Origin of the sequence: Bradyrhizobium sp. S3.3.6, assembly GCF_040546905.1 — a bacterium.
GTDB lineage: Bacteria > Pseudomonadota > Alphaproteobacteria > Rhizobiales > Xanthobacteraceae > Bradyrhizobium > Bradyrhizobium cytisi.
The window spans coordinates 765,717-792,483 of sequence record NZ_JBEPOT010000004.1 but is presented as its reverse complement, the minus strand read 5'-3'; the positions used below and the strand labels follow the sequence as shown (position 1 = coordinate 792,483).

Sequence of the window (26,767 nt, the reverse complement as noted above, 5' to 3'; positions counted from 1 at the left end):
TCTCCCGCCAAGGCATCGGCTGATCCTCCCAGCCGACAGAGAACTGTCACCCATCCATCCGGTCTACTGTGTTACCTCTCTATCCGGTCTGGACACATCGATGCCCTCTCCCACAAGGGGAGAGGGCGCATTGACTGGCATCGCATGCCGGGCAGGAAGCAAGTTCACTCCGCAGCCTCCGCCATGGGACCGTGTCCGCCGAGATACACCACCCGCAATGTGGTTCGCACGCGCTGCGTGGTGCCGTCCTGGAAGCGGATCACGGTGTCGACGGGGATGTCGGCGGTGTCGCGGTAGATGGCGTCGATAATGCCTTCATATTTCTCGTTGATGACGCCGCGGCGCACCTTTCGCGTGCGGGTGAGCTCGCCGTCGTCGGCGTCGAGCTCCTTGTAGAGCAGCAGGAAGCGCGAGATGCGTTGCGCCGGGGGCAGCGTCGCGTTGACGGTCTCGACCTCCTTCTGCAGCAGCGCATAGACTTCGGGACGCGAGGCGAGGTCGCTGTAGGTCGTGAACGAGAGCCGGTTCTTCTCCGCCCATTTCGAGATGATGGAGTAGCGGATGCAGATCATCGCCGCGAGCGCGTCGCGCCCTGCGCCTAACACCACCGCCTCGGCGATGTAAGGCGAGAACTTCAATTTGTTCTCGATGAACTGCGGCGAGAAGCGTTCGCCGCGCGATGTCTCGGCGAGATCCTTGATGCGGTCGATGACGACAAGCTGGCGGTTCGCGTTGAAATAGCCGGCATCGCCCGACAGCATCCAGCCGTCGCGGATGTCGGCGACGCTCGCTTCCGGGTTCTTGTAGTAGCCGAGAAACATGTTGGGGTGGCGCACCACGATCTCGCCGACGCCATGGACGTCGGCATTGTCGATGCGGATCTCGACGCTGTCCGCCATCGGCACGCCGGTCGTGTCAGGGTCGACCTTGCCCGCGGGATGCAGCGTGTAGGCCCCCAGCAGCTCGGTCTGGCCGTAGAGCGTGCGGAGCGGCACGCCCATGGCCTGGAAGAACTTGAAGGTATCAGGGCCGAGCGCCGCGCCGCCGGTGGCGGCCGAACGCAGCCGCGTGAAGCCGAGCCGGTCGCGTAGGGCGCGGAACAGGATTGCGTCGGCAAAGCCCGAGCGCTTGCCCTGTTCGAGTGCAGCAAGACCCGACTTCATGCCGATGTCGAACAGACGCTGCTTGAAGGGCGTCGCATCCATCACCTTGGCGCGGACGTCGGCGGCGATCGATTCCCAGACGCGCGGCGCAAACAGCACGAACGTCGGCGCGATCTCGCGCAGATCGTTCATCATCGTAACCGGCTCTTCGACGAAATTGATCTTCATCCGGCAGAGCAGGCCTTTGCCGAGCACATAAACCTGCTCCATGATCCACGGCAACGGCAGCACCGAGACGTATTCGTCGTCGGGGCCCTTGGGGTCGAAGGCGAGATAGATCGCGCAATGGCCGAGCACACGGCCCGCGGCGAGCATCGCGAGCTTCGGATGCGAGGTGGTACCCGACGTGGTGCAGAGGATGGCGACATCGTCGCCGTTGGTGGCGTCGACGAGCTTGTCGTAAAGCTCCGGCTCGCGGGTCGCGCGGGCACGCCCAAGCTCGGCGAATTTCTCCGCCGACATCAGCCTGGGGTCGTCATATTTCCGCATCCCGCGCGGATCGGAATAGATGATGTGCTTCAGCCGCGGCACGCGCTCGGCCAGCGCCAGCAGCTTGTCGACCTGCTCCTCGTCCTCGGCAAAGACGAGCTGGGCCTCGCCGTAATTGAGCAGATACGAAGCCTCTTCGTCCAGCACGTCGCGATAGAGCCCGAGGCTCAATCCGCCGATGGCGTGCGTGGCTATCTCAGCCGAGACCCAGTCCGGCCGGTTGTCACCGATGATGCCGATGACGTCGCCGCGGCCAAGCCCCAGTTCGATCAGCCCGAGCGCGAAGTCGCGCACGCGGGTCTGGTAATCGTTCCAGGTGAAGGGGCGCCAGAGGCCGAGATCCTTTTCGCGCAGCGCGATCTCGTTGCCGTGCTCTTTTGAATTAAGCCGGAGCATCTTTGGATAGGTGTCGGCCTGGGCGACGCGGCCTGCATAATCCATCATGCCGCGCTCTCCTGCGCCGGCGGCGCATCGTCGGGATCGACCAGCACCTCGTCCTCCTCGCCGAGATAGGCGCGCCTGACGTGAGGATCGGCGAGCACGGCGGCAGGATCGCCCTCGGCGATCTTGCGGCCGAAATCCAGCACTATGACGCGGTGGGAGATGTCCATCACCACGCCCATGTCGTGCTCGATCATCACCACCGTCATCCCGAACTCCTCGTTGAGATCGACGATGTAGCGGGCCATGTCCTCCTTCTCCTCGAAGTTCATGCCGGCCATCGGCTCGTCGAGGAGGATGAGGCGCGGCTCCAGCGCCATGGCACGGGCCAGCTCGACGCGCTTGCGCAGGCCGTAGGAGAGGGTGCCGGCCGGCGCCTTTCGCACCGACTGGAGATCGAGGAAGTCGATGATCTCCTCGACCTTGCGGCGGTGCGCGAGCTCTTCCTTGCGCGCGCCGGTGAGCCAGTACAGCGAGCCCGTGAGGAAATTGTTGTTCAGGAGGTGATGGCGGCCGACCATGATGTTGTCGAGCACGCTCATGTGGTGGAACAGGGCGAGGTTCTGGAAGGTGCGGCCGATGCCGAGCGTGGGACGCGCATTCGGCGTCAGGCCGGTGATGTCGCGGCCCCGGTAGAACAGCTGGCCTTCGGTCGGCTTGTAGCGGCCGGAAATACAGTTCACGATCGAAGTCTTGCCGGCACCGTTGGGGCCGATAATCGAGAACAGCTCGCCCTCATTGATGGCGAAGCTGACGTCGGTCAGCGCGCGAACGCCGCCGAACCGCAAGGACACGCCACGCACTTCGAGACTGGTAGCCACCAAACAAATCCCTCCCGGTGATGGCGCGTTCAGCGGCGCTCTTCGTCCGTTCCTCTCGGGCAATCCTAGTACGGTCGCGCCGGTGAGGCCATGCAGCACATGGTCCCGACCGGAGCCGCGCCACTTTCGTACCCGTTTGGGATCAAAAGCCGCATCACCCGAGGTGGCTCTCAATAGGGGAAAGCGCTATTTTGAAATGTCTCCGGCCTGACAATTCTGCGACAAAGTTTTTAGGGCGGCAGCGGCCTACACCTTTCGTCGGATGGTGGCCGGAATAATCGTGTTGCAGTGCAACAGAAGGATGGGTGACGAAACGGTGCGGCTGGCCCCTCGATCATGATTTCAGAGGATCAACTGAGGCGCGTCGCCGCGTGGTCGCGCGAGCTCACGCAAGCGGAGATCGAGGTCGCCCGCGCCGGGATCACGGAGCGGTCCTACGGCACCGGCGAGACCGTGTTCATGCGCGGCGACAAGTTCGGCTATTGGGCCGGCATGGTGAGCGGCCTGGCCCGCATGGGCGGGGTCTCGCGCGACGGCAAGGAGACCAGCCTTGCGGGGCTCACGGCAGGCGCCTGGTTCGGCGAAGGCAGCGTGCTCAAGAACGAGCCGCGCCGCTACGACGTCGTGGCGTTGCGCGATAGCCGCGTCGCTCTGATGGAACGCGCTGCCTTCATGTGGCTGTTCGAGAACAGCGTCGGCTTCAACCGCTTCCTGGTGCGCCAGCTCAACGAGCGGCTCGGCCAGTTCATCGGCATGCTCGAGGTCAACCGCACGCTGGATGCGACTTCGCGCCTCGCGCGCAGCATCGCCTCGCTGTTCAACCCGATCCTCTATCCGGAATCGACCGCGCATCTGGAGATTACCCAGGAGGAGATCGGTGCGCTCTCAGGTATGTCGCGCCAGAACGCCAATCGCGCGCTGAACCGGCTGGAGAAGGAGGGACTGCTGCGTCTGGAATACGGCGGCGTCACGATTCTCGATATCGAGCGGCTGCGCGGGTATGGGGATTAAGGCGCGGCGGCGCCGGTCCGTCAGCCCGCATTGGCCGGGGCGTGCGCCGGCCACAGATCCTCGCGCCAGCGCAGCGCGATCGCTGACATCGCGATGATGCCCGCGACCGCATAGACCGAGCCCATGGCGGAATAACCGATCAGGTCGATCAGGCTGCCCGCCGCAAGCAAGCCGATCGGCAGGCCATAGATCACCATCATCCGCACGCCCATGACGCGGCCGCGCAGATGGGCACTCGCCGTGCGCATCAGGATCACGGCCGCTGAGATCATCGACATGCTCTGGGCAATGCCGGCGAGCACGAGGCAGGCCATGGCGACCGGCATCGTCCTGATCTCGACGAACACCAGCAGCATCGCGTACCAGGCCAGCGTCGCGCCGATCAAAAGCCGGGCGATCCGGACCCCGCTGACGAGGCTCAGCGTGATGGAGCCCGTCAGCGAGCCCACGGCAAAGCTCGCCGAGAGATAGCCGAGACCGGTCTGGTCGGTGTGGAAGATGTCGCGCGCGACAAAAGGCAGCAATCCGTTGGTGATCGGAAAGGCGGTGAGATTGGCCAGGAAGGCGACGCAAAGTGCGGCGCGCATGCCCGGGCCGTTCCACGCGTAGACGATGCCTTCCTTCAGGTCGTCCAGCAATCGCGAGACCGCATGGCTGTTTGCAGGGAAATCCGTCGTCGTGACCGACTTTTCCGGCCGGCTCATGCAGAACATCAGAATTGCTGCGACGAGATAGAAGCTCGCGATCCCGGCATAGACGAGGCCGATGCCGAGGAGGGCGAACAAGCCCGCGCCGGTCAATGCGCCGGCAATGCGCGCACTATCCTGGGTCGTGCGCGCGAGGCTGATGGCGCCGACGAGTTGCCCGGCCGGCATGATATCGGCAAGCAGCGCCCCGCGCACGCCGAGATCGGACGGGCGGATCAGGCCCATGATCGCGACGATGATCATGACGTTGAGCGGCGCGAGATGGTGGGTCAGCGCCAGCACCATGATGGTCGAGGCGAGCACGGTGTAGGTGAGGCGCAGCACGACCAGGAGGTCGCGATGACCCATGCGGTCGCCGACCATCCCGAGCACGGGCGCAATCAGCGTCCCGACATATTGCAGCGAGGCCATGACGGTCAGCAGCAACACCGAGCCGGTCTCGACCATGATGTACCAGCCGAGCACGAGCGTCTCGACCTCGAACGCCCATGAGGTGAGGAGGTCGGACGGCCACTGGAAGCGGTAGTTGCGGATGCGGAATGGTGCGAGCGCGGAGGGTCGTGCAGTTTTGCTCAAGATGCGATGACGGGTTTCACGGCGATTCCCTGCCCCTATTATTTGTTGTTGTCGGCAGGGTAACGGTGAGGGTTGTTGTGTCAATTGACGCTATCGCATGCCACCATGAGGCCACCGCTGCGGGTTGGCGCGCAGCGGCTGCCCTTTGCCTGCCCATCCACAACATCGCCTCGCCGTGCGGGTCCCCTACGGAAGGGGTAGCCCAGCCGCCGCTTGCACTTCCTGCGTGCCAAGCTCATTGTGCGCCATATCCTGGGCCTATTGGATCGGTCCAGCAGATCGCGGATTCCGCGAGGTCTTGAGCCATGAAGTGCTCGGGTTGCGGTTTCGAGGTCCAGAGTGGCTTTGCCTTCTGCCCGAAGTGCGGCACGAAGCAGCCGAGCGCATGCCCCGGCTGCGGCTTTCCATGCGAACCGGATTTCGTCTATTGCCCGAAATGCGGCGTCCTCGTCAGTGACGTCCCTCAACCCGGAGGACAGGCGCGGCCGACGGCGCCGGTGAGGGCGTCCTCACCGCCGCTGGCGCCGACGGCAGATCCTCAACAGGCATTTCGACCGCAGCCGGACAAGATCGACAGCGAAGCCAACCGCCGCACCATCACCGTGCTGTTTGCCGATCTCAGCGGCTTCACCGCGATGAGCGAACGCCTCGACCCCGAGGTCATGCAGACGCTTCAGAACGAGTTGTTCGAGGAGTTGACGGCGGCCGTGCAAGGCTTTGGCGGCTTCGTGGACAAATTCATCGGCGATGCGCTGCTGGCGCTGTTCGGTGCGCCGGCTGCGCACGAGGACGACCCCGAGCGGGCGGTCCGGGCTGCCATCGACATGATCAAACGGACGGAGCAGCTCAGCGACCGGGTGCAGGCGTTTGCCGGTTCACCCCTGCTGCTCCATATCGGCATCAACACCGGACACGTGGTCGCGGGCGGACTCGGTGTGGGCGTTGCCAAATCCTACTCGGTGACCGGCGACACGGTGAATACCGCGCAGCGATTGCAGTCGATGGCGCCGCCGGACGAGGTGCTGGTCGGGCCGTTGACTTACCGTCTGACCCGGCACGCATTCGCGTATGAATCGCTTGGCGAGGTCTCGCTCAAAGGCAAGATCGGCAGCGTCCTGGTGCATCGTCTCAAGGGGCTGCTCGACATGCCGCGCGCGGCCCGAGGCCTCGACACGCTGGGCCTCAGTGCGCCCCTGATCGGCCGCGACGCAGAGCTTGGCCGCGCGATCGGCAACCTCGATCGCGCGTGCGGCGGGGCGGCGCAACTCGTGCGGCTGGTCGGCGAAGCGGGCATCGGCAAAACGCGCCTGGTCAACGAATTCGTCGCCCGTATCCGCGACGAAGAGCGCTTTGAGGGTGTGGCGATCCGCCAGGCCGCCTGCTCGCCGCTCGGCGAACAATCCTACGGTACGCTCGCCGCAGTGCTGCGCAGCGCCTATGGCATCGCGCAGAAGTCCAGCGCCGCGGAGGCTGAGGCCAAGCTGGCCGAAGCGCTGTCAGAGCTTGGCCTTGCGGCCGAGGAAGCAGAGCGGTTGATGCCGCTCTATGTCCACGTTCTCGGTCTCGGCGGCGCGGACGCCGTATTGCGGCATATCGAGCCCGAACAGCTCCAGCGGCAGATATTCTTTGCGATCCGGACCGTCTTCGAACGGCGCCTGGCCCTGTCACCGCTTCTGATCATTGTCGAGGATCTGCACTGGGCCGATGCCGTGTCTCTCAAGGCGCTGCGGTTCCTGATGGACCGGCTGGAGCGCACGCGGCTGATGCTGTTGTTTACGCATCGGCCGATGCCGGAGCTGGACCAGTTCGGTTCAGGCCGGGTCAGCCACACAACCATCCGATTGCCTCCGCTAGGTGACGCTGACGGACAAAAGCTGCTCGCGGCTTTTTTCAGTCACGGTTGGCGCGAGGCGCCGGGACATCTGTTTAGTCGCATCCTCGAGCGCGCAAGCGGTAATCCGCTTTTCCTCGAGGAGATCATCCGCGGCCTCATCGACGCTGGCGCCCTGGAGCGTGACGGCTTGCAGTGGCGGATCAAGTCGGATGAAGCCGCTGCCGATATCCCGGCGAGCATTCAGGCGTTGTTGTTGGCGCGGCTGGACCGACTGCCGCATGAGGTGCGCCGGCTGGCGCAGGAGGCCGCGGTGATCGGCCCGCGCTTCGATGTGGCTCTGCTCGGTGCGATCGCAACGGGGCAGGCGAAGGTCGAAGCGGGAATAGAACTGCTCTGCGACGCCGAGATTGTCGAGGAAGTCGCGGGCGCTCATTCGATGTCGCTGCGATCCTACCGTTTCACGCAGACCATGCTTCAGGATGTGATCTATCAGAACCTGCTCTTGCAGCGGCGGGTCGAACTCCATGGACGCATTGGTGCCGTGCTGGAGCAGCTCTACGGCAACGAGCCCGAGCGGCTGGAAGACCTCATACTGCTCGGACATCACTTCAGCCTCAGCGCACGCAAGCCGAAAGGCGCGCGCTATCTGCGCACCGCCGGCGATCGCGCACGCGCGACCTATGCCAATGACGATGCCATCCGTCTCTACCAACGGGCCCTCGCAGTGCTGTTGACCAGCGGCGAATGCGACCTGGAGCGGCTGGTCCTGTACGAGCGGATCGCGGATCTCTGTGGCGCGGCCGGCCGCCGCAACACGGCCGAGGAGCACTACCAGAGCGCGCTGGAGGGGCATCGCGCCGCAGCGGATCGCGTCGGCGAAGCGCGCATTCTTCGCAAGCTTGGCCGGTTGTTGTGGGACGCTGGCAAGCGGATCAAGGCAGAGGCGCATTACGCCGAGGCGGCTGAGCGGCTTGGAGGAGCCGAAGCGCCCATCGAGTGGGCGCACCTCTTGCAGGAGCGCGGCCGTCTCGCCTTTCGCATGGGCGACCATATGGCCGCCGCGAGATGGGCGGACGAGGCGCTTGGCTACGCCCGATCCGCGCCGGCGGCCGCGGACGTACAGGCCGGGCTCGAGGCGGCGCGCGCCATTGCCGAGGCCCTCAACACCAAGGCGGTTGCACTGGCGCGGCTTGGACGGCACCAGGATGCGGTGCGCGAGGCAGAGCAAAGTGTCGCAGCAGCCGAGGCCGCCGGCCTTCTCAACGTGGCCTGCCGTGGCTACACCAATCTCGCGGTGCTCTACACGATTGTCGACCCGGCGCAGGCCATGGAGGTTTGTCGGCGTGGGCTGGATGTCGCGCATCGTATTGGCGACCTCGGGTTCCAGGCGCGTCTTCTTGCCAATTTTGCCGTCGCCTGCTGCACCTTCACAAACCGATGCACCGACGAGGGTGTGCCCGCTGCCGAAAAGGCGATCGAGATCGACCGGGCGCTCGATCAGCGCGAGCACCTCCCTGTACCCCTGATCGTACTCGGGCAAATCCATCAATGCCATTTCCGGCCCGATCAGGCTGCCCGCTGCTACAAAGAGGCCATCGAGGTCGCGAGCGAAACCGGCGAGCCGCAGCAGCTCTTTCCATGCTATGATGGTCTTGCGACACTGAACCTTGATCGTGGCGACATGCCTGAGGCCGAGCGGTATTTCGCGCTGGCCGATGATGTCTGCACCAGGCACGGGCTTGATCCCGCCGGACTGATTGTATTGCCATTTCTTGACTAGGTCATGTGAAGGAGTTCAACCATGCCAGAACGTCATGTCGATGGACCGCTGCAACCGGGCGATCGCGCACCCAACATCGTGCTGGACGCAATCACGCGCGAAGGGAAGGTCGCACTCGAGGATTTCCGCGGGCACAGTCCGATCTTGGTTGGCCTGTTTCGCGGTCTGCACTGCCCGTTCTGCCGCCGCCATATTGCAGCGCAGGCGCAGCTTGACGCGGCGCTGCGCGACAAGGGCGTCGAAAGTCTCACCGTCGTCAATACGCCGATCGATCGGGCGCGGCTCTACTTCCGATATCACCCATTGCCCAATCTCCTCGCAGCGTCCGATCCCGAGCGGCTCTCGCATCGCGCATTCGGCCTGCCCAATCTCGAGTTCACCGAGAAGGAGACCGAATGGCCGCGCAAGGTCGCGATGGGCGTGGTCATGAGCATGCAAGTCGACATGCCCGGCGAATTGCCCGGCCCGATGAACAGGCCTGCGGCCGCCGAGTACCTCAACAATAAGGACGGCTACGAGATGACCGAAGCCGATCAGCGCATGGCGGCATCCGGCACAGGCCAGCTGTTCGGTCAATTCCTGCTCGATCGGGAGGGGGTCGTGCGCTGGACCTTTACCGAGGTACCCGAAGGCGGCCAGCGGATGTTCGGGATGCCGAGCCCGCAGGAGCTGATGTCGGCCGCTTCGCAGGTGGCGGGTTAGGCGTCGAGGATTAGCTCGCCGTCCTCTGCCGTTTTTTCTCCGCGAGCGCCACAGCCATCGCCGAGATCAGTGGACGCATGAAATAGGCGTCGTCGGCAGGCGAGATGTCGGTGCGCAGGCCGTGCGCGGCAAGCTCGCCTGAGACTGCCGGTCCCACCGAGGCGATCAACGTGCGCTCGAATCCGGCGCGCAACTTCGCCTCGCTGCCATGGGCCTTGGCGGCCTCGATCAGGCGGCGGACCTGGCCAAGATTGGTCAATGCGATAGCATCAATCCGTCCCTCCGCCATGTCGTCGATGGCGGTGACGATATTGGCGTCCGCCGCTTTGGAATCGTAGACGTAAGGCAAAACGGTATCGACCTCGGCGCCTTGCGCGGCCAACGCACCGGTCAGCGTGCTGTGATCCTTGTCCGGATAAAGCTGAAGCCCGAGGCGGCGTCCCCTGAGGTCGAGCTTGCCCAGCATCTCGATCACGCCCTCGGTGGTCGGCTTCTCCGTGGTCTGCTGCGGCTCAAGTCCGACCTCGCGCAGCGCCTTGCCCGGCTTCGGCCCGCGCGTGAATTTTCGCGAATTGGCCAGTGCCGCGACAAGGGCCTGGTCGATCTGGCGCGCGCGCGCGAGCTTCATGATCCGCCGCAGGCCTTCGCCGGTCATCAGCACCAGGTCGTCAAGCGGCTTGTCGATGGCGCGGCGGATCCAGGCCTCGACCGGGGCGGGGTCCGGCGCATCCTGGATGGTGAACATCGGGCACTGCACGACCTCGGCGCCTTGCTCGGCCAGGAGTTTTGAGAACTGCGCCTCCTCGCGGGTTTCCAGGATCAGGATGCGGGTGCCGGTCAAGCGGTCGGCCATGGGCGTGCTCCGGTCAAAAATCGCAATGGTCCGTTCATCCTGACTCCGTCGCCGGGATTGGCGCAAGGGGCGCGTCGGTGCTAGAGCAGGGCGCAAATCGCGGATCGTTCCGCAACCCCATTGCCCAGACCTTCATCAAGAGCCATGCCCGACCATCAGTATGTCCTGACGCTGTCCTGCCCGGATCGCCCCGGCATCGTCTCGGCGGTGTCGACCTTCCTGGCCCATAACGGGCAGAACATTCTCGACGCCCAGCAGTTCGACGACGTCGAGACCAGGAATTTCTTCATGCGCGTCGTGTTCACCGCGGCCGATCTCGCCGTGGAGCTGGCCGCGCTCCAGACCGGCTTTGCCGCCATCGCCGAGCGTTTCGGCATGGAGTGGCAGATGCGCGACCGCGCCGCGCATCGCAAGGTGATGCTGCTGGTGTCGAAGTCCGACCACTGTCTCGTCGACATCCTCTACCGCTGGCGCACCGGCGAATTGCCAATGACGTTGGCCGCGATCGTCTCCAACCATCCGCGCGAGGTCTATGCCGGGCTCGATTTCGGCGGCACCCCGTTCCACTATCTGCCTGTCACCAAGGAGACCAAGAGCGAGCAGGAGGCGCAGATCCTCGATCTCGTCGCCACGACCGGAACCGATCTCGTGGTGCTCGCCCGCTACATGCAAATCCTGTCGGATGACCTGTCGGCCAAGCTCTCCGGCCGCTGCATCAACATCCATCACTCGTTCCTGCCGGGCTTCAAGGGCGCAAGGCCCTATCACCAGGCCCATGAGCGCGGTGTGAAGCTGATCGGCGCGACCGCCCATTATGTCACGCGCGACCTCGACGAAGGCCCGATCATCGATCAGGACGTCGAGCGCATCAGCCACCGCGACACGCCGGAAGATCTCGTCCGCAAGGGTCGCGATATCGAGCGCCGCGTGCTGGCGCGGGCGATCCGCTATCATCTCGACGACCGTGTGATTCCCAACGGTCGCAAGACCGTCGTGTTCATGGATTGAAGATCTTGCAACAGAATCATGCCGACGCCCGGCCGGGTCCCGGTTTCGTGAACGGAGCTTGGTCGATGCGTCCGATCCTGGCGGTGCTGATCGCGCTGTCCATTGCCGTTTTCTGCGCCTCTGCCGTCAACGTCTCGAAGCTGTATGTCGGATATCAAATCGGCTACGACTCACGTGCGCTGACCCCGGCGCTGGTGACGGTCGCGATGTTTGCGCCCGTCTTTCTGCTTTTCGTGGTTGCCGAGTTTAGTCTCGGCTATTTTGTGGGTTTCTATTTCTGCTCGATGGTGCTCGGTTATTTATGGCTGACATTCTTCACGCTTCGCACTTATGACCATGAGATGGCAAGGCTGTCTGCCGCCGTATCCGCGATTGTCTTTCTCCTGCCCGCGCTGTTCGTACGTTCGCCGCTGCCGCAGATACGAAAGCTGTCGGTCAAATCGTTCGATCGCCTGCTTCTGGTCGCCTTCCTGGTTTGCGCGGCGACTGTTGCCGTCGGGGCAGCCTACAATTTCAGGTTCGTGTCGCCCGACGATGCGTCCTCGCTACGGACCGACGCGCTTCCGACAAGTGTGAATTATCTGATCGGCATTACCTCGGGCTCGCTGCTGCCATTTTTGTTCGCGTACTGCGTCGCGCGGAACGCATTCTGGCGGGCCGGCGCGGTCGTGGTGCTGATGCTGCTCTACTACCCGATCGCCGTCAGCAAGATGACTTTCTTTGCGCCCGCGTGGTTGATCGTCCTGGTCGCCCTCGCAAGGTTCCTTGAGACGAGGGTGGTGGCTGTTCTGTCATTGTTGTTGCCAATCGTGGCGGGAGTGCTGCTGTTCACGTTCCTTGGTGGCAGCGGTCCGGTCGTTCGATTTGCAGGAGCTTACCATCTCATCGTGAACTTCCGCTTGTTCGCAGTCCCATCGCTCGCACTCGACCTCTACAATGAGTTTTTCGCCAAGCACGAGCTTACCTATTTCTGTCAGATCAACGTGTTGAAGCACGTCATCGGCTGTCCTTATCAGGATCAACTGGGAGTCGTGATGCTGAAATACTTCCCCGGAGGCGGAACCTACAACGCCTCTCTGTTTACGACCGAGGGAATCGCCTCTGTGGGCGTGCTATATGCGCCGATCACGGTCTTCCTTTGCGGCGTGGTGATCGCTTTTGGAAATCGGGCCTCGGCCGGACTGCCGCCGTCTTTCATTCTGGTGTCGAGCGGAATGCTCGCGCAGAACCTCCTGAACGTTCCGCTTTCGACGGTCCTGCTGACGCATGGCGGAGCTTTGCTCTTCCTGCTTTGGTACCTGATGCCGCGAGACGCCTTGCCAGCCGGCAATGGGTAAGCTCCGCGTAAGAGGCCGGCGATCAAACTCAGTCCTTCACAAGAGGACTTTGCCTTGAGCGGTGAGGCTGCTGGCATCGCCAGCAGTTATCTAGGGCCAACGCGCTCGACGCCTGTCACCGCAACCGGCAACTGTTACGCGATGTCAGTCTTCGATACTTCGACCGGCTCGGCCGCTATTGCATCGGCAGATGGTATCACCATCCGAATATTCTCAACGGCCGGAGCGTTCTCAATCGGATTCCTTCCTGCCGTGACTGGTGTCTACGAGATTCCGTAACTCGTTTCTCCGATCCTTCTCCAAGTCATGTGTCACGAGTATCAGCCAAAACCCAAAGAGGATAAAACCGATCGTGGCCCACGTCACGTAGGATTCAACGCCCCCATAACCCATCAGGATGAGAAGGGCAGTCTTTGCCAGGTTGACCACGTTGTCCGAGCTGATGCCGAACCAACCCAAAAATGTATGCCAACTCATTGCAAGTCCGTGGTGGGTTGAAGGTTCGCCAGGCCGATCGCCAGCGGCGGCAGCGCAAATGGATCCAGCATGAGCGTGTGGGTTGTAAGTGCGGTCAGCCCTACAATCGCGGTCAGGGCCAAGAGCTGCGGTGACTGCGCGGCGGTGGCTTTCCAGGCTGTGGAGCCGAAGAGCACGATCAAGAGAAGGGTGGATACAAGGCCGTTGTCGACGGCGAGCTTTAGGAATGCGTTGTGCGGCCCGGTTACGAATTTGTTGGTGAAGCCAGTGCCCATGCCAATGGCCAGTACCCGGGGGTTCTCCTTGACGATATTCAGATAGAAATTCAGCGCCTCCCTGCGCATGGAGGCCGCCCCGTCAATCGATGTGCGTGCCTCGATGCGCTCTTCCAGAGTTGACGGGACATCGAGCGGATTGACGGGGACCTTCTGCTCGAGCGCGCGTTTCGCGATGGTCTGCTCGCGCGCGGCGATCAGCTCTGGGGACGGATTGAGAACCGGAGACCAAACTACGGTTGCTGCCAGCACCACAACGAGCAGGACGCTGAAAACGAGGACCGATTGAGGGATGGCCCGGCGCCGGATCAGTAGCGTGAGGCATCCGGCCAGGACAATCGCTGCGAGCACTCCGGTCTTGGATTGGCTCAGTAGCACGCCGACTATTGCGAGCGGAACGGCATATAAGGACAGGCGCTGATTAGCAAAAGTGAGTGCCGCGAGGATGGTGACCAGCATTGCAGCGGCATTGGCATTCTGGATCAGACCGCCGGCACGTCCATTCGGGTCTCCGAAGGCCGCTGCCCACCACATATCGGCTTCCATGCAGGCCACCTGCAGGACGAGGGCCGTGAACGCGGCCATGGCGATGGTCCGGCGCCATGAATCTTGGCGCGCCAGCAGAAACAGGCTGGCGCAGCAGATCGTGTTGAAGATCGGCCAAATGACGTAGCTGAGGTTGGACGGTATGAACCACGGGTTCAGCACCATGCCGCCGAAGGTCTCGTTAAGGTTTTCTCCGCGATACATCGCAGCACCGAGGACGGTGATGGCCAACAGCGGCAGGAAGAAGGGCTTTGCGTTAAGTAGCCGCCTTGGATCGCTGGTCAGTAGGGCGCTGATCAGAAGTCCGATTGTGGTCGTGGCGACGATATAAGCAGGTTTGAACGGCAGGCTGTATTTGCCAGAGGCAATCGTCAGCGTGCCGTCGACAATCAGGACAAAAAACACCCAGACGAAGAGATGGCCAATAAGGGTGAAAGCGCGGCTGCGGAGAGGTGGCGTCATCAAAGATACGGATTGGTCAGAACGGCCGATTTGGTTCGATGCGCTTCTACATATGGTAGGGACCGGAACTTGTGGTCGAAGACGTGTGCGTAGTAGACGCAATTGTGCCAGATCGCGTTCTTGAAGATGCGCCACTTTGAGAGGAAATTCATCGGTGCGATCTTCCGAAACTCGTTGGCCTTGTTGAACTCGGCGATTGCCAACAGCTCGCCGCAATAGTCATTATGGTCCAGATTGTAGACGTCGTCGAAATACATCGGTACGGACGGCAGATAACGATCCGGGCTCCAGGCCAGCACATCAAGGGACTGCTTCGTACTCCAGTAGTAATCGACATCGATGGCAATGAAGCCGACGGTAGAGGTAACCTCCGCTTCGGCCTGTTTGAGGGTTTGTTCGATAGGCCCGTAGTATATCCGGGCATTCTTGGGCAGCGCTGCGATCAGCTTGCCCTTGTCAATCGGCGGGAAGTCTCCCGTGAAGTACTTCTCGGGATGGTCGCGATAGTCGTTAGGAGGCGGCATCCCTTCGCCGGAATCAAAGCCTATGACGTCGATCTCTATACCTGTTTCGCGCGTCACGCGCTCCGCGATCCAGCACATGTTGAGAAGACCGCCGCCGGCGGCGACGCCGAACTCCATGATGGCAATGCGCTTGATGCCATAAGACTTGGCGTGATCCGCCGCCGCGAGAATGCAATACGCATACGGATTCCGCGGAATGCAGTCATATTCGATCTTTTGTCGGGTCGAGCCGAACGCCATCACGAAGACGGATGCGATGTTGTAGAGGAGCGGCTCTCCAAGCCGCTCGACGTAAAGACGTTTCCAGATACGGGGTTCAGCAAGCTTTCGCCAAATCCTATTCGACATGATCACTTCTTCGTCGTATTGGCTTCGTCCTTGCCGCGGCCGAGCTTGAGAGTCTTGGCAACGACATTACGCAGCGCGTTGTCGGCGGCGCTGACCACTTTCTTCATTTTCTCGTCAGGGCGGCCATCGAACGAGGTGACATGGAAGTAGCCGGTCGCATCCGGGGAATCCTTCGTAAAGAAGTAGCTCGAAACGCAACACCTGGCCAGATCTGAGGCGACGGGGCTGACCGAATGCCATGAGGTCTTGTTGGTCTCCATGATCACCAGGCGGTTATCGCCTGAGATGATTGTGACGGGCTTGGTTCGGTCATCGTTCCAGAGCTCGAAGTTACCACCCTTTTCGACGCTCCAGTTCGGCGAGACGTAGTAAAGAGCGTTGAGGCGTCGATACCGATTGCGCTGCGCGTCGTGGCTGTTGTCGATGTGCGGATTGAGGAAATCGCCCTTGAACATCATCGATAGACCGCCGGCGTAGAGCGTCGGGTCGGGCTCGAGTTGTTCAATGCCGGTGACTTCGGCGCACCAGCCGATCACCTCGGGGCTCTGGATCGCGTAGGTGATCTCCCCCAGGATGGTAGGATATTCGCTCAAGTGAGATGAAGTCCGCTTCTTCTCCCGGAAGGTATCGCGGCTAAAAAAGCCGTTTCCATCGCGCGGGAAGGCTGCGTAGACCTGCTTGGCGAGTTCGGCAGGCAAGAGGTCGTCGACCACGAAATAGTGCGTTGTCGTGCCATCCGGCTTGTTCCATTGCGCCTCAATACGGGGCCGCTCTGACTCCAGTCGGTCGACAATGAGTCGTGCAATTGTGCTGCGGTCCATGATTCCCCCCCAAAAAAATAAAGATCAGCAATCCTGTACTCTCACAACCGGTGGGCGATCAATCCGACTATGGGCCGGGGTTGGCTGTATCAGATCAAGCGTGTAGCGGACCGTTTCGCAACTAGCAATAGGTCCAACGCCGCTCTCCACGCGCAGGCTTTTTGTTGCCCTGGGCCAGCACCCCTTTCTTACCAGATCATCGGAGCAATCCATGTCGGATACGTCAAATTCGGCGCTGGGCTTCTGCCAGTGCCGCGCTTGTTGCTGCGCTGCAACCTCCAGTGCAGCCGCCGATTCGTTCCTCTCAGGCTGGCGTCGATGATATCGTCACCGAGAAGGATTCCGGCCAGGCCTACTACACGCGCCACTACGTCCATTTCGAATGACCCGGGGGCGCGTCGGGACCCACAGCCGGCATAGGTTACGACTGCGGGTATTCGACCGCCGCACAGATCCGCAAGGATTAGACCGGCATCATTCCGGCCGTGACGGCGGCCGGGCTCAAGGGCCAAGCCGCGGCACAGTTCGTTCACGCCCATTACGCCAGCGTCACCATTACCTGGGACCAGGCGATGGCGGAATTCATGCAGCGGGAATTGCCGAAGTGGGAGGCGATGAACCGCGCGGAATTGCCGAACTATGAGGCGCTGTCCGGCGACTGCGCGGGATCGCTGGATTCGCTCTCCTACAATCGCGGCGCGGCGACCGCTATGTCGAGATGCGCAACATCAAGGCGCACATGATCGGCAAGCGCTACGAGCTGATCCCGCACGAATTCTACTCGATGCGCCGGCTATGGCCGGTCGGCGGTGATCTGTGGCGTCGCCGCGGCCACGAGGCGGCGCTGTTCGAGCAGGGCCTGAAGGCCATGGGCCTCGCGTGAACCTGCGCGACCTGATCCACAAGCTGCGATCCCAAGGGCTGGCAGCTCATTAAGGCGATCGACATCAAGTCGATCGCCGCAAGGCGGCCAAGGCATACCGCCCGATCGAATGAAAAGCGCGGGACCGAAGGAGGCTGACCGCAGCGAGCAGCCCGAGCGCAGGCCGATCTGGTGCGCCGGGGTCGCGACATGGAGCGATGCGCTGGCACGCAGGCGCGATCCGTAATCACCAAGAGGATATCGTCATTGCGAAAGGCCACAAGAACGTGGTGTTCATGGGTTGACCGAGTAAGTGTGTTTTCGGATGGCTCAAGAAAGCCGCGAGGACTGCACCGTTCCGGATGATAGCCCCAGGCGTCCCACTGCCTTCACGCTGAGCCAATAAACACCAATCAGATTCACGGTCGCTCCGGCGACATGCGCGACAATGGCGGCCCTCAAACCGTAGCTGGCCGCAAACGCGGTCACGATAAAGAGCATTGTCAGGTCGCGGGGCAAGAGGGTCGCAAAGATCGAACCCCACATTCGACCGGTCGCTTGAATCCTCATGTAGAGGCTGACGGCAGTCGCCTCCGCGACCGCCGCGATCATCATCAATTGCAGTTCAAACGCCGCCACCGCAAAACTTTGTCCTAGGACGGTTAATACCTTCTGGGCACAAATTGCAACGAAGAGTGCCGCAACTGTAGCGAAAGCGAACGCCGCAAGGGAACTGGCGCGAAATATCCGCGTCGCCTCCTCGAATTGGTCCAAGGCGCAGGCCTTTTCAGCCGAGGGCTGCAAAGCGAGGGAAATGACCGACGCGGGTATTACGACTAGCGATTTGAGCATGAAGATTACGCTGTACAGCGCGACATCGGAAAAGTTCTGCGTGCTTCGCGTCAGGATAGTGGGTATCAGCCAAAGTGTTGGCAGCGTAATAAAGCCGGCCAAACCCGCCGGAATCTGAAACCTAAGGATTTCCTCACTCATCTCGCTTCGCACTTTGCGCCATGAGACGCTGCGTCCAATCACCACACTTCTCAAGGCCAACATTGTTGCTCCGCCCATGATCATGCAGCGAATTGTCGAGCCTGCAACGAAGCCCCAGATCGCTCCAATCAGACCGTCCATCCAAGCGCCTGCCGCCATGATGACGACGAATAGGAGGCCCGACAGCATCGATGAAATGGCCAGTGCACGGAATTCATGAAGGCCTTGAAGCAATCCGCCCAGGAATACCATCCCGATCAGGCCTGGCACCGACAGGGAAACGACCGTCAGCGGCCAGGTCAGCGAGGGTTCGATAAAGACGCTTCGCGCCAATATGGCGGATGACAGAGCAAGGATTGCAAAACCCACCAGGCCGCTCGCGAACGTGAATACGCCGCAAACCCAGATCGCTGAGCGCAGGCGATCATCGTCGGCGACATAGCGTGCGACAAACTTCGACGCCGTCAATCCGATCGCAAACTGCAAAACGTTGGCGGCGTAAAAGGCGGTCAACGTAACGAGTGAGAATTTGCCGTAAGTAACGTGATCGAGCAGCTTGATGACCAGGAAATTGCTGACGAACGTCGAGCCTTGGTGACTGAAGGTCGCCACCGCGTTCCAAGATGAATGTCGAAATAATGACTTTAGCACTGGAACCGACTTTTGCGCTTTACGGGCGTTTCCGTTTCGGTAGCCTGGATCGTCCGCAACCAAGATCCGGTCATCCGAGCCGGCCCTTCACCTGAAAGTATTGAAGATACCAGTCCACGAAGCGGGAAACCCCCAGGCGGACGGGCGTATTCGGTCGATAATCGACCGCTTTGACAAGCGCGCTCACGTCCGCGTAGGTGTTCGGCACATCTCCAGGCTGCAGTGGCAGAAGCTCTCTGATCGCCTTCTTGCCGAGCGCCGCTTCAATTGCCTCAACATATTCGGTGAGATGGACTGGGGCATTGTTGCCAATGTTAAGCAATCGGAAAGGCGCATTGCTCGTCGCCGGATCAGGGTGATCACTGTTCCAGCCTTGGTCGGGGCGGGCGATATCGTCGCTCACCCGAATGACTCCCTCGACAATGTCGTCCACGAAAGTGAAGTCGCGTACATGTTCGCCGTTGTTAAACAGCTTGATGGGCTTTCCCTCAAGAATATTCTTGGTAAACAGGAAGAGCGCCATATCCGGACGGCCCCACGGCCCGTAGACTGTGAAGAAGCGCAATCCGCTGGTGGGCAACCGAAACAGATGACTGTAGCTGTGCGCCATCAATTCGTTGGCGCGCTTGGTCGCTGCGTAAAACTGCAGAGGATGATCGACGCCTCGGCTTTCACTGAATGGCATCGCGGTGTTTGCGCCGTAGACGCTGCTCGTGCTCGCATAGGTCAGATGCTTGACGCTCGAATGTCGGCAAGCCTCGAGCACGTTGGTAAAGGCAACAATATTGCTTTCAACATAGGCAGCCGGATTTTCCAAGCTGTAGCGGACGCCTGCCTGCGCCGCCAGATGAATGACCCGGTCGAACGGACCATCCGCGAAGCAGGTTTTCACAGCCGCAGGATCGGCCAAATTTATTCTGTGAAAGCGGTATTTCCCGGTGCTTTGCGCCGCGGTTCGCTCGAGAAGCGCGAGGCGGGACTCCTTGATGTCCGTTGAATAATAATCGTTCACAACATCGGCGCCCACGACCGAGTCTCCGCGTCGCAAAAGCTGAGTTGCGACATGGAATCCGATAAACCCCGCAGTGCCTGTTACCAAAACGCGCATGTTGTGATCAGCCTTCCATGGCATTTACTGTGCCCGCCGGCACGGCTTCATTCTCCGGAACGTATCGGATGCTCCAGCGCGATCATTCCCAGAAAATCAAAGGTCTCTCTCGCGCATCGAGACCATGAGAACTCCGAGGCGGCCCGAAACGCCGCCGCCGCCTTTTCTGCTCGCAGTTCAGCGCTCAGAGCCAGTGTCCTTACCGCGTCGGTGATAGTCGTCGGATTTTCGGGATCGAAGTACACGCCGGCGTTCCCGAGTACTTCCGGCATCGGGCCGCGATCGGAGCAGGCAATCGGAAGCCCGGCAGCCATGCTCTCGATTAGAATGTTAGGCATGTTCTCGCAACTCGATGCGAAGACACACAAATCGGCTTCGGCGTAGCACCTGTGGATTTCCTTGTAATCTACGGCCCCCCAGTAGCGCACGAACTGACCCCGGCTATCGACTTTTCTCAAGGCCTCGGTCAAGCGTGGCAGGGTGCTCGCTCTCGCCGAACCGTAAAGATCCAGGCGAATTGAAATACCCTCTGCGCGCAAGCGCCCGATCGCGTCAACCACTTGCCACTGATGCTTGAATTCGTCGACAGTGGAAACATACACGACACGGAGCGGATTCACTGCGGTCAATGCGTCAGCCGTGCGCTGGCGGCGAGGAACAAGGCGGAACCGCGTGTCTATACCGTGCGGAATAACCGTGGTCTTGCCCTTTAATGCGCCGGTTACGGCCAAGACTGCGTCATGGGCATAACGGGTGAGAAAAATGGTCCCATCCGCATGCTTGAAGGAACTGATCTGGTTCCAACGTAAAAGCATCAACTTTAGGGTGAGTTCGGAAAAACCGAATCTCTTCAGTTCCGTCCACTCAAAGGGCAACATGTTTCGGCTCATGGTTACCACAGGATGGGACCGTGCCACGATCGATCCTCCCGGTACGAATAGAAGGTCTGTCTTCGCCTCTTTGAGGTGATGCGGGAGGGACCGGCGCTGCCAAAGAAGGCGCTTAAGGAGGTGCCCCTCAAGCGCTGGCTCGTTTCGCTTTTCGAGCCAAGGCTTGTCCTCAAGCTGGGCAAGCGTCGACTCGCTGGCCCAGACGAAGACTCTTTCGAATCCGTGGGTGGCTGGATCGGCTTGCCTTAGAAGCTCGATGAGATGTGTGACCCCCCCGCCCACGCGAATATTGGACGCGTCAATCGCGATACGGATGGGCCGCCGCGAGGTATTCTGCGTTAACGGCAGCATGTGCCTTTGCCCACCAACGACGACTGCTCTAATCTCCAGCCGGTGCTTTTATTCTGCGAGATCTTGTCCTGTAAAGGTTATTTGGCGGATCCTAGGTTCCTGCGTATCCGAGCGCTTGTTCGTTCGTGGGGCGCCGGGCGGGAGCCCCGCGATCCTGGTTGGTCAGGGACCGCCGCGCGGTTCGTCCAAGCGGAGTTTCGATCCGGCCCCGAGTATTCGTTTCAACTCGTTCGAAAGTTGACGGAGGGACATTGCGCGGATAGTAGAATGAAATCTCAAGATAGCCGTCACAGGAGTGAGATTGAAGCGTCTGGACCGCAAAATTGGCGTCGTGGGTCTTGGCTACGTCGGTCTCCCGGTGGCGCTTGCTTTCGGCAAAATAGGCGCTTTGGCCGTCGGCTACGATATCGATCGCGGCCGGGTCCGGGAGTTGCAACGTCATTTCGATCGCACGCTAGAGGTAAGCGAAGCGGACCTGCGCGCAGTCGACATGAAAATCAGTGCGGACGCAGCGGATTTGCGGTCTGCGGATTTCTTCATTGTGACCGTGCCGACGCCGATCGACCAGGCGAGTCAGCCGGACATGTCGATTGTCTTTGCCGCTTCGCAGACGGTGGGCAAGGCTCTGAAAAGAGGGGACGTTGTCGTCTATGAGTCGACCGTCTATCCGGGGGCTACTGAGGAAGATTGTGTTCCGATCCTCGAACGCGAATCCGGGCTGAAATGCGGTATCGATTTCCATGTCGGCTACAGTCCGGAGCGCATTAACCCCGGCGACCGCCAGCATCGCTTTGAAAGCATTGTCAAGGTCGTTTCAGGACAGGACGCCAAGACGCTCGGCATCGTCGCGGACGTCTACGGCGCGGTTGTCGCGGCGGGAATTCACAGGGCGCCGTCGATCAGGGTCGCCGAGGCTGCTAAGGTCATCGAAAATACCCAGCGCGACCTGAATATTGCGCTCATCAACGAATTGGCCCTGATCTTTGGTTTGCTGGACATCGATACCTCAGACGTTCTTGCCGCGGCGGGGACCAAGTGGAATTTCCTCAAATTCACACCCGGTCTCGTAGGCGGCCACTGCATCGGCGTGGACCCTTACTATCTGACGCATCGCGCGGAACGCGCCGGTTATCATCCGCAGGTGATCCTGGCCGGCAGGCGCGTCAACGACCAAATGGGTGCCTGGGTTGCGCGTGAGTGCGTCAAACAGCTGCTGGCAGGCGGGAACGGGAGGACCGTCGTCATTCTGGGCATCACGTTCAAGGAGAATGTCCCCGACATCCGCAATTCCAAAGTCGTGAGCATCTTCTCAGAGCTGCGCTCGTTTGGCGTCGACGTTCACATTGCCGATCCCTATGCCAAGCCTGCGGAATGCGAACACGAATATGGCATAACGCTGAACGCCATTGCCGATCTTCCGCGAGCCGACGCGGTGATTTTGGCGGTGAGCCACGACCAATACAGAAATGGCGGATGGCCGTTCATCGTCGAGCGATTGAAGGCGGACGGGGGGAGCGTGATGGACCTCAAGTCCGTGCTTGATCGTGACAGTGCGCCGCCCAACGTGCGGCTTTGGCGGATGTGAACAGGCAGGCGGTCGGCTCAGGCGGCGCTCGCAGGCCTGCGGCCGCGGCCGATGATGCCGTTCGGTCCAAATTCAACGGTCACGTCAGTGAATTCTACCTTCTTGAACCAGCTGCCGACGGCCGCGATTGTTTGCGGGTGATCGTGTGCCGGTGAGTACATGTCGAATGTATCCAGAATGGCCCATCGCAGTGAAAGCTCGGGCGAAAGCCCAAGCTCGGGATAGTGGACGATCGGCAACACACGCAGACCGAATCGACCGAGGGTCCGATAAAGAAAATCAGAGACCGGGAACAGTATCGGGGTTGCCCGTTCTATCAATCGATAGAGCCGATCGCGGTTCATCCGCTTTGTGATCGGCCGCAGCAGATATTTCCAGGAGAGCAGGGAACGCAGCCGCGCGGCATAGACATCGAGCACCAGCTCGCCGCCGGGGCGGACGCAGTTGGCCAGGTGCAAAAAAGCTTCCGCCGGATCCGGCGTGTGTTGAAGCACACCCAGGCAGATGACTTTATCCATCGAACGTGGGGGAACGGGGATGTCCAGCAGGCTCGCCTGAGCGATCAGCAAATTCGGCCTTTTTCCGTTGCTATGAAAGTTGGCATCCACAGCAGAGGAAAGATCGAGCGATATCACCGTTGCGCCAGTGGTGGTCAGAGCCTCAGTGAAACGGCCGGCTCCGGAACCGGCCTCCAATATCGTCTGACCGGGAAGCTCGGCCGGCCATTTGCTGACCGCAAATAGCCGATTCCGTGATATCGGCTTGCCCGTGAAGCTGTCGAGCTGCGTGCGGGCGTGAACGTTCCATTGGAAGCCGAATGATCTTGCGTAGCCGTCATCAGGAACAAAACGAGGCACCCCGCGGACGATGGGGAACGCCGCGCCGCAATTCGTGCATTGAAGCTGGTTTTCCTGCGCGGCAAGCCTCCCAATTCTGCAGGAGATGCAGATAAGAAGGCCGACCTTGCTCCGTATATCGTCGCCGATCGCCATTCGCTACCGATAACCGCGCAACCTATGGATACAAGGGATTGGAAATGTTATGGAGATTCCAACTTGCGTCAGACGCATGGCGTTGCGTGTCATCGGTGGTTCGTAAGATTGTTTTGCCGCAATGTCTAGCCCGTTCGATGGGAGTTTATTTTAGCCAATGATGGTGAGTTCCCCTGCAGCGGCCGAACCACCGCCCTTGACCATTCTTCATGTTATACCGACGCTCGAAGGCGGCGGGGCCGAGCGGCAGTTGAGCATGCTGGCAACCGAGCAGTCGCGTCGTGGCCATGACGTTCACTTGGCTGTTCGTCGGACCGGGGTGCACGTCCAGACAGTCCGAGATTGCGGCGTCCAGATCCATGAATTGGGCGATATGCGTAGCACCAATCCGATGCTGCTCGTGGCGATAAGACGGGCCATATTCCGGGTCAGGCCAAGTATCGTGCAGACTTGGCTGCCTCAGATGGACATCCTTGGCGGGCTGGCTGCACTGATCGCCCGAATCCCTTGGATCGTATCGGAACGCACGTCAGGCGACTATTACACGGAAATCCCGGTCGTTGCGCGGTTACGGCTTTTCCTGGGGCAGTTTGCATCGGCCGTCATCGCCAATTCTGATGGAGGCGAGAAATATTGGCATGCGGCGGCCTATCGCTCTCCGAAACTGATAACGGTTCGAAATGCCCTGGACGTCGCGCGCATTGGGGAGGCTACCGCGCCCGACTTTCCGGATTGTTTCCCAAACCCCGTCCTCCTCGTTGTTGGCCGGTTTACTCGCGAAAAGGCACTGGAAATCATTGTGCGAGCGCTGGGCGATTTGTCCATGCGCAGTGCCGTCAATGTGCTGATCATCGGTGAAGGGAGCGAGCGTCCCGCTCTTGAACGAGAGATTGAAGCAGCCTCGCTGTCGGGGTGCGTCAAAATCCTGCCCTATCAGAGAGATTGGTGGCGATGGCTGAAACTCGCCGCCGGCCTGATCAGCATGAGCCGATATGAAGGCAATCCCAATGTCGTGCTGGAGGCGATGGCTGGTTGTTGTCCCGTGATCTTGAGTGATATACCCGCTCACCGCGAGATTGCAGATGCCTCATCCGCTCTCTTCGTCCCGGTCGACGACGTGGGTGCGTTGGCTTCTGCCATGGGAAACCTCCTTGTTGACAAGGACGCGGCGCTGCTACGCGCAGCGCAGGCGCATGAGCGGGTTCGATCAATGACTGTGACAGCGATGGCCGATGCCTACGAGGCCGTCTATCGGGAAGTGTTGGACGGAATTAACTGATGTGCGGAATCGTCGGAATTGCTTCGCAGCGTCCGGTCACGGATCGCAAATGGCTTGACGTGGGTTGCGCTGCGATGATGCATCGCGGCCCCGACGATGGCGGCTCCTGGTGGTCTGCGAAAGGAAACGTCGGTCTGGCCCAGCGCAGGCTCGCCATCATCGACCTGTCGCCCGGCGGACATCAGCCGATGCACAGCGATGCGAACCACCTTAGCATCGTGTTCAACGGAGAGATCTACAACTATCTGGATCTTCGCGATCTCCTGAAAGCGAAGGGACATGTTTTCGTCACCCAGTCCGACACGGAGGTCGTTCTCGCGGCCTACGCGGAATGGGGCACCGACTGTCTCGCGCATCTCAACGGCATGTTTGCCATTGCGCTTTACGATCACGACAAAAAGCTCCTGTTTCTCGCCCGCGACCGGGCGGGTGAAAAGCCGCTATTCTATTCGGTGGCCGGAAGTGAGTTGCGCTTTGCCTCCGAATTAAAGGCGCTGATGGCCGATCGCGCCTTTCGTCGTGCAATCGATCCGACCGCGCTCGATTGTTATCTGATGATGGGATATGTGCCTGGCCAAGACTGCATACTCCAGGGCGTGCGTAAGCTGCCGCCGGCGCATGCGCTGACATTCAGTGTCGCGAATGGAGAAACGAAAGTCTGGCGCTATTGGAGCATGCCTCCCGCAACCATGGTCGATAACCATGACGACGATGCGCTGGTCGATGAGCTGGAGGCTCTCCTTGCAGATTCGGTGCGTCGCCAACTGGTGGCGGATGTGCCGGTTGGAGTCTTGCTCAGCGGCGGCGTCGATTCCAGTCTTGTGACGGCGATGGCCGCGCGGGCCTCGTCGCGCGTCAAAACATTCACGGTCGGGCTTCAGGGCCATGACAAATATGACGAGAGCCGCTTTGCACGGCTCGTCGCCAATCATTTCGGAACCGAGCATATCGAGCTTGAGGCCGGCGATACCAGTCCTGACATCTTGAATCTCCTTGCGCGGCAATACGACGAACCGATATTCGACTCCTCGATGGTCCCGACCTTTCTAGTCAGCCGGCTGGTTCGGCAGCACTGCACGGTAGCCTTGGGCGGCGATGGCGCCGACGAGATGTTTGGCGGTTACGAGCAGCACAGGCGCCTACTCGTCCTGGAATCGAGGTTCGGGCAGGTTCCGCTGCCCGTACGCAAGCTCGGGGCCGCAATTGGCGATATGGCTCTGCCTACGGGCTTTCGAGGACGTAACTGGATAAGGGCGCTAGGGGTGGATTTCGAAACCGAACTCCCGTTCGTTGCCAGTCATTTTGTCGCCGGCGAGCGTCGCGCGCTCATGGGGTCGAATTGGTCGACACCGGGCGACGAAATGGTAAAGACGCGCGTTCCGCCAGCACAGGATATGCTGCAGCGGGCCTCTCGAATGGATTTCGAGAACTATCTGCCAGGAGATATTCTGGTGAAAGTCGACCGGGCCAGCATGTTGGCCTCACTGGAAATGAGGGCGCCATTCCTGGATTTTCGGATTGCCGAGTTCGCATTCGCAAATGTACCGACCCGGCTGAAGGCCAATTTCAGTGAGCGCAAAATACTGCTCAAGCTCTTGTGCAAGAAGGTCTTGCCGGCAGAATTCAACGCGGATCGGAAGCAGGGATTTTCCGTTCCGTTGCCTGCTTGGCTCAAGGCGGGCCCATGGCGAGACCTTTTCTTAGACGTATTGCTTGACAAGGGCTGTATCTTCGACAGGCGTACCGTAAATGATCTCATCGAGGGCCACGGAGGCCGTCGAAACAATGCCGAACGCTTGTTCGGGCTGACCATCTTTGAGCTTTGGCGTCGCGCTTACGAGATATGACGCCTTACGCCCGTGCCCGCCTGTTGCCCTCTGA

At 60.8% G+C, this 26,767-nt stretch carries 21 protein-coding genes; 10 read left to right on the top strand and 11 right to left on the bottom strand.

Annotated elements, in window-relative coordinates:
- Positions 1 to 164: 164 nt before the first annotated feature.
- Positions 165 to 2,096, bottom strand: coding sequence for a long-chain fatty acid--CoA ligase (locus ABID59_RS16450; RefSeq protein WP_354084045.1), 1,932 nt, complete (start codon positions 2,094 to 2,096; stop codon positions 165 to 167).
- Positions 2,093 to 2,914, bottom strand: a complete 822-nt coding sequence (locus tag ABID59_RS16445) for an ABC transporter ATP-binding protein (protein WP_354084044.1) — start codon at positions 2,912 to 2,914, stop codon at positions 2,093 to 2,095. Before ABID59_RS16445 ends, ABID59_RS16450 begins: the two co-directional genes overlap by 4 nt.
- A 336-nt stretch (positions 2,915 to 3,250) precedes the next feature.
- On the opposite strand from ABID59_RS16445, the gene ABID59_RS16440 reads away from it, so the two are divergent.
- Entirely contained in the window at positions 3,251 to 3,925 is a 675-nt protein-coding gene (locus tag ABID59_RS16440) for a Crp/Fnr family transcriptional regulator (protein ID WP_354084043.1), read from the top strand.
- Between the two features lie 20 nt (positions 3,926 to 3,945).
- Here ABID59_RS16440 and ABID59_RS16435 read toward each other — a convergent pair whose 3' ends face one another.
- Entirely contained in the window at positions 3,946 to 5,208 is a 1,263-nt protein-coding gene (locus ABID59_RS16435; protein ID WP_354084042.1) for an MFS transporter, read from the bottom strand.
- Positions 5,209 to 5,513: 305 nt separating this feature from the next.
- Here ABID59_RS16435 and ABID59_RS16430 point away from each other — a divergent pair, with 305 nt between their 5' ends.
- Positions 5,514 to 8,822, top strand: a complete 3,309-nt coding sequence (locus ABID59_RS16430; protein WP_354084041.1) for an adenylate/guanylate cyclase domain-containing protein — start codon at positions 5,514 to 5,516, stop codon at positions 8,820 to 8,822.
- Between the two features lie 21 nt (positions 8,823 to 8,843).
- Positions 8,844 to 9,524, top strand: a complete 681-nt coding sequence (locus ABID59_RS16425) for a redoxin family protein (protein WP_354084040.1) — start codon at positions 8,844 to 8,846, stop codon at positions 9,522 to 9,524.
- A 10-nt stretch (positions 9,525 to 9,534) separates the two neighbouring features.
- Here ABID59_RS16425 and ABID59_RS16420 read toward each other — a convergent pair whose 3' ends face one another.
- Entirely contained in the window at positions 9,535 to 10,377 is an 843-nt protein-coding gene (locus tag ABID59_RS16420; protein ID WP_354084039.1) for a uroporphyrinogen-III synthase, read from the bottom strand.
- A 144-nt stretch (positions 10,378 to 10,521) separates the two neighbouring features.
- On the opposite strand from ABID59_RS16420, the gene purU reads away from it, so the two are divergent.
- Both purU and ABID59_RS16410 read left to right on the top strand, forming a co-directional pair.
- A complete protein-coding gene (gene purU / locus ABID59_RS16415) occupies positions 10,522 to 11,385 on the top strand; it encodes a formyltetrahydrofolate deformylase (protein WP_354084038.1) in 864 nt (287 codons plus the stop codon).
- A gap of 65 nt (positions 11,386 to 11,450) precedes the next feature.
- On the top strand, positions 11,451 to 12,722 hold the full coding sequence (locus ABID59_RS16410; protein ID WP_354084037.1) for a hypothetical protein: 1,272 nt from the start codon (positions 11,451 to 11,453) through the stop codon (positions 12,720 to 12,722).
- Between the two features lie 473 nt (positions 12,723 to 13,195).
- On the opposite strand, the gene ABID59_RS16405 is transcribed toward ABID59_RS16410, so the two are convergent.
- From ABID59_RS16405 to ABID59_RS16395, 3 genes are read right to left on the bottom strand one after another with little or no spacing between them, the layout of a single operon-like run.
- The gene (locus ABID59_RS16405) at positions 13,196 to 14,482 is read right to left on the bottom strand and encodes an O-antigen ligase family protein (RefSeq protein ID WP_354084036.1); all 1,287 of its coding nucleotides are present in this window, start codon (positions 14,480 to 14,482) and stop codon (positions 13,196 to 13,198) included.
- Positions 14,482 to 15,354 carry a hypothetical protein gene (locus ABID59_RS16400; protein ID WP_354084035.1) on the bottom strand — a complete coding sequence of 291 codons (873 nt, stop codon included), beginning with the start codon at positions 15,352 to 15,354 and terminating at the stop codon, positions 14,482 to 14,484. Before ABID59_RS16400 ends, ABID59_RS16405 begins: the two co-directional genes overlap by 1 nt.
- A gap of 2 nt (positions 15,355 to 15,356) precedes the next feature.
- Complete coding sequence (locus ABID59_RS16395) at positions 15,357 to 16,175, bottom strand: 2OG-Fe(II) oxygenase (protein ID WP_354084034.1); 819 nt, start codon at positions 16,173 to 16,175, stop codon at positions 15,357 to 15,359.
- Between the two features lie 485 nt (positions 16,176 to 16,660).
- Here ABID59_RS16395 and ABID59_RS16390 point away from each other — a divergent pair, with 485 nt between their 5' ends.
- Positions 16,661 to 16,918 (top strand): lysozyme family protein, encoded by a 258-nt coding sequence (locus ABID59_RS16390; RefSeq protein WP_354084033.1) that lies wholly within the window; start codon positions 16,661 to 16,663, stop codon positions 16,916 to 16,918.
- Positions 16,894 to 17,058, top strand: coding sequence for a hypothetical protein (locus ABID59_RS16385; protein WP_354084032.1), 165 nt, complete (start codon positions 16,894 to 16,896; stop codon positions 17,056 to 17,058). The genes ABID59_RS16390 and ABID59_RS16385 overlap by 25 nt, the downstream gene beginning before the upstream one ends.
- A gap of 309 nt (positions 17,059 to 17,367) precedes the next feature.
- Here ABID59_RS16385 and ABID59_RS16380 read toward each other — a convergent pair whose 3' ends face one another.
- From ABID59_RS16380 to ABID59_RS16370, 3 genes are all read right to left on the bottom strand, one after another.
- On the bottom strand, positions 17,368 to 18,681 hold the full coding sequence (locus tag ABID59_RS16380) for an oligosaccharide flippase family protein (protein ID WP_354084061.1): 1,314 nt from the start codon (positions 18,679 to 18,681) through the stop codon (positions 17,368 to 17,370).
- Positions 18,682 to 18,751: 70 nt separating this feature from the next.
- Positions 18,752 to 19,789, bottom strand: a complete 1,038-nt coding sequence (locus tag ABID59_RS16375) for an NAD-dependent epimerase (protein ID WP_354084031.1) — start codon at positions 19,787 to 19,789, stop codon at positions 18,752 to 18,754.
- 47 nt (positions 19,790 to 19,836) lie between these two features.
- Positions 19,837 to 21,030 (bottom strand): glycosyltransferase, encoded by a 1,194-nt coding sequence (locus ABID59_RS16370; RefSeq protein WP_354084030.1) that lies wholly within the window; start codon positions 21,028 to 21,030, stop codon positions 19,837 to 19,839.
- 310 nt (positions 21,031 to 21,340) lie between these two features.
- Here ABID59_RS16370 and ABID59_RS16365 point away from each other — a divergent pair, with 310 nt between their 5' ends.
- Complete coding sequence (locus tag ABID59_RS16365) at positions 21,341 to 22,615, top strand: nucleotide sugar dehydrogenase (RefSeq protein ID WP_354084060.1); 1,275 nt, start codon at positions 21,341 to 21,343, stop codon at positions 22,613 to 22,615.
- A 17-nt stretch (positions 22,616 to 22,632) separates the two neighbouring features.
- Here ABID59_RS16365 and ABID59_RS16360 read toward each other — a convergent pair whose 3' ends face one another.
- Entirely contained in the window at positions 22,633 to 23,607 is a 975-nt protein-coding gene (locus ABID59_RS16360; protein ID WP_354084029.1) for a methyltransferase domain-containing protein, read from the bottom strand.
- 196 nt (positions 23,608 to 23,803) lie between these two features.
- On the opposite strand from ABID59_RS16360, the gene ABID59_RS16355 reads away from it, so the two are divergent.
- Positions 23,804 to 24,886, top strand: a complete 1,083-nt coding sequence (locus ABID59_RS16355; RefSeq protein ID WP_354084028.1) for a glycosyltransferase — start codon at positions 23,804 to 23,806, stop codon at positions 24,884 to 24,886.
- Positions 24,886 to 26,733, top strand: coding sequence for an asparagine synthase (glutamine-hydrolyzing) (asnB, locus tag ABID59_RS16350; RefSeq protein WP_354084027.1), 1,848 nt, complete (start codon positions 24,886 to 24,888; stop codon positions 26,731 to 26,733). Before ABID59_RS16355 ends, asnB begins: the two co-directional genes overlap by 1 nt.
- Positions 26,734 to 26,767: the final 34 nt, after the last annotated feature.